The 11,409-nt window shown below is 59.2% G+C and carries 11 protein-coding genes; 2 read left to right on the top strand and 9 right to left on the bottom strand.

Going from position 1 to position 11,409, the window contains the following annotated elements:
* Positions 1-12: 12 nt before the first annotated feature.
* From murB to C8D72_RS03595, 7 genes are all read right to left on the bottom strand, one after another.
* The gene (murB, locus tag C8D72_RS03625) at positions 13-1,014 is read right to left on the bottom strand and encodes a UDP-N-acetylmuramate dehydrogenase (RefSeq protein ID WP_245955134.1); all 1,002 of its coding nucleotides are present in this window, start codon (positions 1,012-1,014) and stop codon (positions 13-15) included.
* A 2-nt stretch (positions 1,015-1,016) separates the two neighbouring features.
* Complete coding sequence (locus C8D72_RS03620; RefSeq protein WP_245955133.1) at positions 1,017-1,517, bottom strand: low molecular weight protein-tyrosine-phosphatase; 501 nt, start codon at positions 1,515-1,517, stop codon at positions 1,017-1,019.
* The gene (kdsB, locus tag C8D72_RS03615; protein ID WP_115853013.1) at positions 1,493-2,281 is read right to left on the bottom strand and encodes a 3-deoxy-manno-octulosonate cytidylyltransferase; all 789 of its coding nucleotides are present in this window, start codon (positions 2,279-2,281) and stop codon (positions 1,493-1,495) included. Before kdsB ends, C8D72_RS03620 begins: the two co-directional genes overlap by 25 nt.
* A complete protein-coding gene (locus C8D72_RS03610) occupies positions 2,278-2,487 on the bottom strand; it encodes a Trm112 family protein (protein WP_115853012.1) in 210 nt (69 codons plus the stop codon). The genes kdsB and C8D72_RS03610 overlap by 4 nt, the downstream gene beginning before the upstream one ends.
* A 15-nt stretch (positions 2,488-2,502) precedes the next feature.
* Positions 2,503-3,486 carry a tetraacyldisaccharide 4'-kinase gene (gene lpxK / locus C8D72_RS03605; RefSeq protein ID WP_115853011.1) on the bottom strand — a complete coding sequence of 328 codons (984 nt, stop codon included), beginning with the start codon at positions 3,484-3,486 and terminating at the stop codon, positions 2,503-2,505.
* A 24-nt stretch (positions 3,487-3,510) separates the two neighbouring features.
* Positions 3,511-5,265: a lipid A export permease/ATP-binding protein MsbA gene (msbA, locus tag C8D72_RS03600; RefSeq protein ID WP_115853010.1), complete on the bottom strand. Its 1,755-nt coding sequence runs from the start codon at positions 5,263-5,265 to the stop codon at positions 3,511-3,513.
* 112 nt (positions 5,266-5,377) lie between these two features.
* Positions 5,378-7,711: a DNA internalization-related competence protein ComEC/Rec2 gene (locus tag C8D72_RS03595; protein WP_115853009.1), complete on the bottom strand. Its 2,334-nt coding sequence runs from the start codon at positions 7,709-7,711 to the stop codon at positions 5,378-5,380.
* A 46-nt stretch (positions 7,712-7,757) separates the two neighbouring features.
* Between C8D72_RS03595 and C8D72_RS03590 the strand changes: the two genes are divergently transcribed.
* Both C8D72_RS03590 and C8D72_RS03585 read left to right on the top strand, forming a co-directional pair.
* Complete coding sequence (locus C8D72_RS03590; RefSeq protein ID WP_115853008.1) at positions 7,758-8,282, top strand: DUF2062 domain-containing protein; 525 nt, start codon at positions 7,758-7,760, stop codon at positions 8,280-8,282.
* 129 nt (positions 8,283-8,411) lie between these two features.
* Positions 8,412-9,209: an SDR family NAD(P)-dependent oxidoreductase gene (locus tag C8D72_RS03585; RefSeq protein ID WP_115853605.1), complete on the top strand. Its 798-nt coding sequence runs from the start codon at positions 8,412-8,414 to the stop codon at positions 9,207-9,209.
* An 86-nt stretch (positions 9,210-9,295) separates the two neighbouring features.
* Here C8D72_RS03585 and lolD read toward each other — a convergent pair whose 3' ends face one another.
* The gene (lolD, locus tag C8D72_RS03580; protein ID WP_245955132.1) at positions 9,296-10,018 is read right to left on the bottom strand and encodes a lipoprotein-releasing ABC transporter ATP-binding protein LolD; all 723 of its coding nucleotides are present in this window, start codon (positions 10,016-10,018) and stop codon (positions 9,296-9,298) included.
* The gene (locus C8D72_RS03575) at positions 10,011-11,252 is read right to left on the bottom strand and encodes a lipoprotein-releasing ABC transporter permease subunit (RefSeq protein ID WP_115853006.1); all 1,242 of its coding nucleotides are present in this window, start codon (positions 11,250-11,252) and stop codon (positions 10,011-10,013) included. The genes lolD and C8D72_RS03575 overlap by 8 nt, the downstream gene beginning before the upstream one ends.
* Positions 11,253-11,409 lie beyond the last annotated feature (157 nt).

Below are 11,409 nucleotides of genomic sequence, written 5' to 3'. Positions count from 1 at the left end.
AAATCGCTGCATCTACCGCCCGATAATGCCGGGCTCCATCTCAAGTGTGACGCCAAAGCGCGCCTCGACGGAATCCCCGATGCGCCCGGCCATCTCCAGCAGATCATTCACACTGGCATCGCCGTAATGTACCAGCACCAGCGCCTGCTGGCGGTGGACGCCGACATTTTTGTCACAATACCCCTTCCAGCCGCACTGATCGATCAGCCACCCAGCGGCCAGCTTGGTCCCCTGCGCGGTCTTCCAGACCGGCAATCCGGGCCATTGCGTCATCAGTCTTTCAGCCTGCTCGGGTGGCACCACCGGATTTTTGAAAAAGCTGCCGGCATTGCCCAGCACGTGCGGATCAGGCAGTTTTTCCCGGCGAATGTCGGCCACGGCCGTGGCAATATCACTCGGTCCGGGTGTTCCCGACAACCGTCTGGCAAGATCGCCGTAGTCGATGCGTGGTTTCCCTTCGAGGCCGAGTCTTAACACGACTCTAACGATCATGACCCTGCCGGCCAGCGCTGCCTTGAAAATGCTGTGTCGATAGCCAAAATCGCACTGCGTGCGATCAAGTATTTCATAGCGGCCATCAGCGATGTGCATGACATGTACGTTCTCGATCCTATCCCCGATTTCAGTGCCATAGGCACCAATGTTCTGGATAGGCGCAGCGCCTACCGACCCCGGAATCAGAGCGAGATTTTCAAGCCCCCACCAGCCCCCACGAGTAGTTTCCTCGACCAGCGCCTGCCAGTTCACGCCCGCCTCGACATGCCAGAGCGCCTCATGTTCGTTGACGCTTTCCTGCCAGATACGCCGCCCCGTGTAGCGCACAACCAGCCCCTCGATACAAGGCTTCATGACAACGTTGCTGCCGCCACCCAGCGGAATAATGCGACGGAATCGGTGATGGCCTGCGGCAAGAATACGGCGTAGGGAAAGCAGTGAATCGGCTTCAGCCAGCGCCTGTGCCGTGGCTTCAAACCCTAGTGTGTTGTATGACTGCAGGGAAACGCCGTACTGCATCCTCAATCCGACGCTTCCTCGAGTCTCAAATGGCGGAGCAGCCCCCGGCAGCCGGCGGTGATTTGATCGGCCACATTCCCAAAATTGTCGGTATTACCGAAATAGGGATCACCAATTTCGACGCCGGTGCTGTCGTCTGCGAAATCCATCAACAGTCCCACTTGCGCGCGACCGTTATCGGGTGCCATCTCTTGCAGAGCGCTCAGGTTGTCAGCATCCATGCAGAGGATGTAATTAAAGTGGTTGAAATCTTCCTGACGGATAACACGACCACGCAGGTCAGTGATATCCACCTCACGCTGTCGTGCTTCGCGTATGGCGCGCGGATCGGGCGGCTCTCCCACGTGATAGTCGCCTACACCGCAGGAGTCCGCCTCGATTCGGGCGTCGTGCCCCGACTGCTGTACCATTTGACGAAAAAGACCTTCCGCCATGGGCGAACGACAGATATTTCCCAGACAGACAAACAGGACTCGAATCAATCTGAACTCCTTGTCATCCATTCGCGGACACGTGCCAGATCCTCGGGTGTATCCACACCGGCGGGATATTGCTCAGTGGCCACAGCAACGGAAATGGCGTAGCCATGATAAAGCGCTCGCAGCTGCTCAAGCTGCTCGCAGGCTTCAACGGGCGCTACCGGAAGATGTTGATAATCGCGCAAAAAGGACGCGCGATAAGCATAGATGCCGATATGTCGAAACCAGCCCTGCCCCAGATCATGAGTGTCATGCGCCTGTCCGGAGGCCGGTAGATCGAAGCGATCACGATCCCAGGGAATGGGCGCCCGGGAAAAATAAAGGGCCCGCCCCTGCTGACTGCAGACCACCTTGACCACACTGGAGCGCATCAGGGTGGCTCGATCAACGATCGGCTCTGCAAGTGTCGCCATCGCAGCACCGTTATCCTCCCCAAGCGACTCGGCCACCCGGTCAATCATGCTGCTGGGCAGCAGTGGCTCGTCGCCCTGCACATTAACGAGGCAGGCGTCATTTTCAAGGCCAAGGCTGTCGACGACTTCTGTCAGACGCGATGTGCCATTGACATGGTCCTCGCGCGTCATGACCACCTCCGCACCAAAGCCCCGAGCGACGGTCGCGATCTGTTCGTTGTCGGTAGCAATCAGCACGCGAGCAGCGCCGGATGCCATGGCACGCTGCCATACGTGCTCGATCATGGGCCGACCAGCAATCTCCAGCAACGGCTTGCCGGGCAGTCGCTGTGAGGCGAATCTGGCCGGGATAACGACAGTAAAGGCCTGACTCATGATGCAGCCGATGTCCCCTGCCGTTTACCCAGTGCCTCTTCAACGTTCAGACGACGGGCCCGGCTGACCAGCATGACGGGGATGCCATCCGTGATGGGATAGGCCAGGCCACTTTCACGGCACAGCAGCTCACCGGTATCGCGGTTGTATTCAAGCTTTCCACCACTTTCCGGGCACACCAGCATGGCAAGCAGTTCCTGATCCATTCTCTTTCTCCTGCATCAGAGTTTTTCAAGACGCGCCGCCAGCCACTCGATCAGTGCTGGCTCGGGGCACGCCTCAATGTCCAGTGACCAGCACCGTTCGTTGGCGAATGGGCGACATTTGACGGCATCCTTGGCGGTCATGACGACCGGACGGTTATCGGCAAAGCGCACATCCTGCGCCGAAAAACGATGGTGATCCGGTAGCGGATGCTGATCGAACGCCACGCCCAGCGTCTCGAGTGTTTTAAAAAAACGCTGAGGATTGCCGATGCCGGCAATGGCATGAACTCGCCCATCGAAGGGTCGAGCGTTGACACTATAGCAAACACCGTCATTGAGATGGCGCCAGGCGCTGGGCACCAGAGACATGGCGTACTGCGCGGCAGCATCCGGAGTCTGCAAATCACCATTGGAGATGACGGCATCGACCTCACACAGCCGGGACAACGGCTCTCTCAGGGGGCCCACCGGCAGGCAGCGACGATTGCCGAATCCACGCATGCCATCTACCACCACCAGCTCTATATCGCGCCCGAGCGCATGATGCTGCAAGCCATCGTCAGACAGCAGAATATTACAGCCGGCAGCGATCAGCTTGCGTGCAGCACGCGGCCGGTCCGGATCCACCACGACAGGCAGCTGTGTCTGCTGGGCCAGCATGACAGGTTCATCCCCGGCATGCGCGACATCGCTGTTTTCGTTGACATAAAAGGGATAGCGCGGCGCATGCCCGCCATAGCCACGCGAAATGATGCCAGGCTGCCAGCCCTGCTCCTGCAGCCAGCGCCCGAGCCACGCCGTCAGCGGGGACTTGCCGGTCCCCCCTACCGTAATATTGCCAATGACAATGACCGGCACCGGCGATACCCATATTTCGCGCCGACCGCTCTGGTAGGCGTGACGCCGGCGCGACACAACGCTTTTATACAGCGCTTCAAGCGGCGTCAGCAGCCCCGGCCAACGGGCGCCGCTGTACCAGGCCCTTTCGAGGCCCTTCATGGAGTTACCACCCCGAAGAGGCGCTTATACCGGGACATTGCTGCGCTCCTCGCTGAACTGAATGCGATGCAACGCTGCATAGGCACCGTCCTGTGCCAGTAGCGTGTGGTGATCTCCCGATTCAATGATTTCGCCATTGTCCATGACCAGGATGCGATCGGCCTGCTCGATGGTCGAAAGCCGGTGCGCAATCACGAAAGTGGTGCGCCCTTCGCAAACCCTCTCGAGGGCCTGCTGAATATAGCGCTCGGACTCCGTATCCAGTGCCGAGGTCGCCTCATCCAGCACCAGGATGGGGGCATCCTTGAAAATGGCACGGGCGATGGCGATACGCTGGCGTTGCCCGCCGGACAGCATCACACCGTTGTCGCCGACCAGGGTGTCATATCCTTGCGGCAGGCGCTCGATAAATTCATCGGCATAAGCGGCCTGAGCAGCCGCCACCACGGCCTCGCGTGATGAATTATCGATCCCGTAGGCAATATTGTCGGCAATGGTGGCGTTGAACAGCGTGACATTCTGGGTCACCAGCGCAATCTGACGGCGCAGCGCCTGCATGGAATAATCGCGGATATCCACCCCATCGATACAGATACGACCGCCCGTCGCATCATAAAACCTTGGCAGCATATTCATCATGGTGCTCTTGCCGCTGCCTGATCGCCCGACCAGCGCAATCATTTCGCCGGCATGAACCTCATGACTGATCCCCTTGAGCACATCCGGCAGATCGCTGCCGTAGCGAAAGCGAACTTCCTTGAAGCTGACCCGGCCCTGGACGCGACCCGGGTCATGCGTGCCGTTGTCGGGTTCACGCGGCCTGTCCATTAAATCGAAAAGTTCCTGAGCGGCGGCCAGGCCCTTTTGAATGACACCATTGATTTCAGTCAGCGACTTGATGGGCTTGATGATCATGCTGGCGGCGGTAATAAAGCCGATGAACTGCCCCGGGCTCATGTTCCCCAGAAGCTCGGGGGCCAATGCCAGCCACACCAGCAGTGCCAGCGACACGGCGACCATCGTCTGAATGACCGGCGCGCTGATGGCCTTGGTCAGCGCCTCCTTCAGGCTCTGATCGCGGTTGTACTGACTGGCCCGGTTAAAGCGCTGGTATTCATGGTGCTCCGCGCCGTGCGTGCGAACCACGCGGTAGCCCGTAATGGTTTCAGACGCCACATGGGTCACTTCTCCGACCGACTTCTGAATACGCCGTGAAAGCTTGCGAAAGCGTTTGCTGCACCAGGCCACCACAAAGCCGATCAGCGGCGTGACCGCAATGAAGATCAGCATCAGCTTCCAGTTGATCCAGAACAGATAGATGGTCAGACCCAGTACCAGCATGCCTTCCTGTAGCACCACATTGAGCGCCTTGGTGGCGGCACCGGTGACCTGCTCTACGTGATAGGTCACACGTGAAATCAGATGACCGCCGCTGTTTTCATCATAAAAGCGCCCCGGCAGATGCAGCATCTGATCAAAGACCGACACGCGCAGACGATGCACCACGTTACGCGCCACATACTCCATGCCATAGGAGCCCAGAAAGGTCCCAAAGCCACGGGCAAGGAAGATGCCGATAATCATCAATGGCAGGGCCTGACGAAAATCGGCATCGGGATTTTGTATACCGTCTGTCAGGAACTCCATGATACGCGCCATGAGAGTACTGGAGCCTGCATAGATGGCGTTGCCGATCAGAGCGATCGCAAAGGCCTTCCAGAAAGGCTTTACATAGGTCAGCAGTCGGGCGTACAGCGTCAGACTGGCGTTTGACTTCACGGGCTCTCCTGCCTGGCTGATAATGATACCGGGTATACACGTCAGGGCTCCGGCAGCGCCGAACCCAACGATGCCCCGCTATCGATCACGATCGAAGACTGCCCCTGGGCAATCACCGGCCGGATTCTACCCCAGGTCGGCATTGTTCGACACCGCTGACAGGCCGTTGGGAGACAACACTGATCTCAAGGGCACTGCTTGTCACGGTAATGGCGCCATCAAAAGCCGTATTCCACTGACAGCTCCCGGCATGACGAAATCGCCTCACTACACTATCAGCAGGATGCCCATAAGCGTTGAGATAACCGGCGCTGTAGATCACGCGCGCCGGCTCAAGAAGATCCACCAGCCGCTGCGAAGAACTGCCATGACTACCGTGATGGCCTGCCACCAGCACATCGACGGGCGCCTGGTAGTGGGCAACAATCCGGGCTTCGACCGCCTGGCCGGCATCGCCGGTGATCAGCACACGATGATGGGCTGTTTCGACCAGCAATACGCAGGAACGATCATTTTCAGCGGCTGGCAGCGTGGCCGTACTGCGCGGCCAGAGAAAGGTAAAGCTTACCCCGTCGACTCGCCATGACGCGCCGGCTCGACAGGGCATCACCCCTTCAACTTCGATGGTATCAGGCAGTGGCGCCCACCAGCGTTCCACCTCATGTAGCGTCTTGAGCACGGGTACCCCACCGGCATGGTCCATATCCCCATGCGACACGATGACGCCATCAAAGTGCTGAGGACCATCCCAGAGCGTGGTAATCGCCATGAAGCCCGACCGGGAGCGCGGGCCACTGTCATAAAGCCAGCGTCCGCTGGCCGTACGAATATCGATCAACTGGCCCTGACCGACATCGTGGACCACCAGCGACAATTCGCCGCTTCGAAGTACTGGCGTAGCGCTTCCTCCCAGACACAGCGACATTGTCATGACACTGGCAACACAACGCCACACCCGGGATAGTCCGGGCAGCAGCCATACCAGACAGACCAAAAACGCCATGGCGGACAGAGGCCATATCTGTTCGGCAGAAGGCTGCCACTGGGGTTGCCACTGTCGAACCAGCTCAAGAGCGTCCTCGAAATAATGGGCAGTGTGCCCGAAAAGCCCCCAGAGCAGTTGTCCGACCCCTGGTACGGGCGACAGCAGCCAGCCCAGCAGCGCCAGCGGCACCATGACCATGGAGACCCATGGGATCGCGACGAGATTGATCAATAGCGAAAGGCTTGCCAGTTGTCCAAACAAAAGCAGCGTGGCGGCACCGGTTGCCAGACTCAGAAGTGCCTGGCTTCGCAGGATCGCGTACCACCAGACAGGCTTTTCCCGCCAGCGCCAAGCCAGTATCAAAACGGCAACGGCACCAAAGGACAGCCATAATCCCGGACGCAGCAATGAGAGTGGTGCGGTCATGATGACCACCAGAAGTGCCAGCCACCAGGCCTGCCACACACCAGGGGCATGACGGCCGCTGGCAGTCCACAGCGCAATCAGCGTCATGATGGCGGCACGCACGGCCGGCGGCGCAAAGCCCGAGAGTCCGGCATAGGCCACGGCTGCCAGTCCCGCCAGACCCCAGGGCCATATCACCATGCGCCAGCGCTGCGGTTGAAGAAGCCGGGCCAGCAACCGACCAAGCAGCAGTACCCAACCCGACACCAGTCCTACGTGGAGCCCCGAGATCACGGCCAGATGCGTCGTCCCGGTGTCCCTGAGCAGGGTCCACTGTGACGACTCGAGCGCTCCGCCATCTCCCAGCGTCAGCGCCTGCAGCCAGCGCCGGGTAAAGTCATCATGTACCCGCAAATAAAGCCAGCGCTCGGTCAACGCTGGGCCACTACCTGAATGAAGGCGTACCGCGTCGTCGGCATCACGTACATAGCCGGTAGCGCCAAAGCCCTTGTCCATCAGCCAAGCGCCATAATCAAATCGGCCTGGATTGAGAAAGCCACGCGGCGGTTTCAGGCGCGCCGTCAACTGCCACCGCTCCCCGGTTTCGAGCGACGGAGGCCGATACCAGTCAAGGCGGACGTTGTTGAGATGATCGCAGCGTGGCAATTCGGCCGCGCCCTGACAGCCTGCCACCTCAAGGTTGAACCTTGCGCGCCCTCCCAGCCGCTCCAGCGAGACAACGCGGCCAGTCAGTATTACATCCTGTCTGGCCAGCCCCTCCGCCAGGGGCTCAGGCCACTGAGCAAGGCCGTGATAAAGCGCCAGGGCCAATACGCCAGCCATGAGTAACAACAGTCGGTGATAGAGTGCCGCCGCCAGCAGCCAGAAAAGCGCCAGCGCCCATAACCACCTCTCCTGAGGGACGCGCACCAGCAGAGCACCGATACCGGCTGCAAGACACAGTAGCGGAAGGCGTATACCTTTTGCGCAATCAATCAGTTCACGACGAATGGGCACAAAGCGCTCATGATATTCAGAAAGATTTTCCTCACCCATGGGGTTCAGGGATAATGGCTACATCGTTCTGTCAGGACGCTGCCTGATGCTGCGCCGATTTATTCAACGTTATCTGCCGGACCCGGAGGCCATTCGGCGCCGAAAATCGCTTCGACTGATTCACCCATTGCTTGGCAATCCTGCGCTCTGGCTGATCACGCGTCGAAGCATTGCCAATGGCATGTCCGTGGGGCTTTTTTGTGCCCTGCTGCCGATCCCCGGTCAGATGCTGATAGCGGCTCTTGGCGCCTGGTGGCTACGCGGCCATCTGCCGCTGGCGCTGGCGCTGGTCTGGTTGACCAATCCGCTGACCATGCCCGTGATCTTCTATGTCACCTATCGGGCGGGGGCCTGGCTACTCCACACGCCACCCCGCGCACTTCCCGATGAGGTCAGCGTCAGCTGGTTTGCCAATCAGCTGGTCGACATGATGCCGGCGCTGATGATTGGCTCGCTGGTCTGTGCACTGGTTATCGGCGTCATTGCCAACATCTTGACGCGCCTTTGCTGGCGCTGGCACATCCTGCGCATCTGGCGCAAACGGCGGCAGCACCGGCGACGCCATCATTAAGCATTCTTCATGACATCAGGGCCTGCGAAGACGGAAACACGCACGTTTCCCATGGGCGGTTTTTAAACTATGTTAATGCTGCCTGTCATCGAGGCACATTCATGCAGTATCGACACGGAAGCCGACATCATGGATCTGGGAATTACCAATCGCGTTGCCATCATTACCGGGGCAAAGGGTGGGCTGGGGCTTGCTGCCGCGCGTGAGCTTGCCAATGAAGGCGCAAGGCTTGTTCTGTCCGACATGGACATCGAGCAACTGGAACAGGATGCGGCGCAGCTTGATGCTGAAGTGGTCTGTCAGAAAGCCGACATCACCCGACAGGAAGATGTTGATGCGCTGGCGCAGGCGGCCATCGATCGTTTTGGCACCATTGATATCGTGATCCACACGGCCGGCATTACCGGCGCCAAGGGTCATCCTCTTGAAGTCGGCGATGAAGACTTCGAGGACACCTGGCAGATCAACTTCATGTCCGCCGTTCGCATGGCACGCGCCACCTTTCCCACCATGCGCGCAAAGGGCTGGGGACGCTTTGTATGCATCACCTCGGAAAATGCCGTGCAGCCCTACTGGGATGAAGCCGTGTATAACGTTTCCAAGGCAGCGCTTGCCACGTTCGTCAAAAATCTGGCCTATGGCGAGGCCGAAAACGGCATCCTTTGCAATACGGTCTCACCGGCGTTCATTGAATCGCCCATGACCGATGGGATGATGGACAAGCGCTCAACGCAGAACAGCTGCTCCTTCGATGAGGCGGTAGAAAGCTTTCTTGAAGAAGAGCGCCCCGGCATCAAGCTCAAGCGCCGCGGACAGCCTGAAGAAGTCGCTGCCGCCATCGCTCTGGCGGTCTCCGAGCGTGGCTCGTTTATCAGCGGGTCCAATATCCGCGTTGACGGTGGTGCAGTGATGTCCGTTCAGAACTGAGCCTCCGATCAAAACGGAGCAGCGATTCAACGAAAAAAGGCCCGTCAGCCATGCTGACGGGCCTTTTTCATGGGTATAACATGTTGTCAGGTCATGACATCGGGCGCCAGTCGACCCTTGTCCAGACGCAGAACCCGATCCTGATGCCGGGCAATCGCCATATCGTGGGTCACGACCACGAAAGCACTGCGTGAGCGCTCGGCAACTTCATCCATTAGATCCAGAATCTGGCGTGCCGTGACCTGATCAAGATTACCGGTAGGTTCATCCATCAGCACCAGACTGGGATCGGTGACCAGCGCCCGCGCGATGGCCACCCGCTGGCGCTCGCCACCGGAAAGCTCACCCGGTTTGTGCTCCCCACGGGGTGCCATGCCGACCCTTTCCAGCAGCATATTGGCCTTTTTGGCCGCCTCACTGCGACTCTGACCGCGGATGATCAGCGGCATGGAGACATTTTCCAGCGCCGTGAACTCGGCCAGCAGATGGTGGAACTGGTAGACAAAGCCGATGTGCTGGTTGCGAAACTGGCCGACAGCGCTCTCGGAAAGCCCCTTGATGGAGCGCCCGCCAATCAGGATTTCTCCCTGCGTCGGACGATCCAGTCCGCCAAGCAGGTTGAGCAGCGTGGTCTTGCCGCTGCCGGAACTGCCGACCACCGCGATACGCTCACCGGCGGCCACCGTCAGTTCCAGATTGTCCAGTACGGTCAGATCCTGCGGCCCTTCCTGATAGACACGTGTCAGCTCCCGGCACTCCAGCATGATGTCGCCTTCCACCGTTTTTCTCGCATCGTGTTGACTACTCATAGCGCAGCACCTCGGCCGGTTGTACCCGCGCAGCTCGCCACGCCGGATAAAGGGTCGACAGAAAACTCAGCAACAGCGCCACACCGGTGACGACCAGAACATCCGAGAACTCAAGGCGGGAAGGCAGATAGCTGATGAAATACACGCTGGGATCCAGAAACTGAATGCCAAACGCTGACTCGACCCAGCTGATGATATCGGCAATCGATAGCGCCAGTCCGATCCCGGCAAGGACCCCCAGCACGATCCCGATAATGCCGATGGTGATGCCCTGCACCATGAAGATCCCCATGATGGAGCCGGGAGTGGCGCCCAGCGTGCGCAGGATGGCGATATCAGCGTGCTTGTCGGTGACGACCATGACCAGCGTCGAGACAATATTGAACGCCGCCACGGCCACGATCACCATCAGCAATAGCCCGATCATGCGCTTTTCCATCTGAATGGCCTGGAAAAGATTGCCCTGCGTATAGGTCCAGTCGATCCCGCGATAGCCGGGCGGCATGGAATTGATGATGTCCCGGGTAACCGCATGGGCCTGAAAGAGATCATCGAGTTTCAGACGCACGCCCTGGGCTTCACCGGACTGGCGCGCCAGCGTTTTCATGTCACCAAGGCTGGTATAGGCGAGGTTGCCATCAAGCTGCGCCCCCACCTGAAAAATGCCGGACACGGTGAAACGCTTCAAACGCGGGAAGACGCCCCCGGGCGTAATGGAAGCCTCGGGCACCAGCAGGGTCACGCTGTCGCCCAGCGCTACCCCAAGGTTTCGGGCCAGACCACTGCCGAGCACAACGTTCCACTCCCCCTGCTGCAGGGAAGACAACGTCCCGCCCACCATGTGATTACCGATGATGGAAACCTTCTCCTCGGCGTCAGGAAGAATGCCCTCGATCATGGCACCCTGCGTCTGGCCCCGGGAGGAGAACATGCCCTGCTGCTCGATGTAGGGGGCCGCCCCCACAACGTGATCATGTTTTTGCATCTGCTCTGCCAGCGCACGCCAGTCGTTGACACCGTTTTGCGCCTCGATGCGGGTATGCGGGACCATGCCCAGTACGCGGGTTCTCAGTTCATGGTCAAAGCCATTCATGACTGAAAGCACCAGAATCAATACCGCCACGCCCAGCGTCAGGCCGAGCATCGACGTCAGCGATATAAAGGAGATGAAGTGGTTGCGCCGCTTGGCTCGCGTATAGCGAAGCCCGATCAGGAAAGGAATTCGATCAAGCATTATTGGCCTGGGATCCAGTGACAGGAGCCGATATGGTACGGACTTTTATGTCACCCTGCATCAGGCGTCGCCTTAATCCCTGTCGGTGGTAAAATATCGCTTCAGGCCATGCGCCGACACCTGCAGACTCCTGCCCCATCGATCGAGCGGATAACAC

It is taken from the genome of Kushneria indalinina DSM 14324, assembly GCF_003385845.1.
Classification (GTDB): Bacteria; Pseudomonadota; Gammaproteobacteria; order Pseudomonadales; family Halomonadaceae; genus Kushneria; species Kushneria indalinina.
This window is presented reverse-complemented; position numbering and strand designations above follow the sequence as displayed.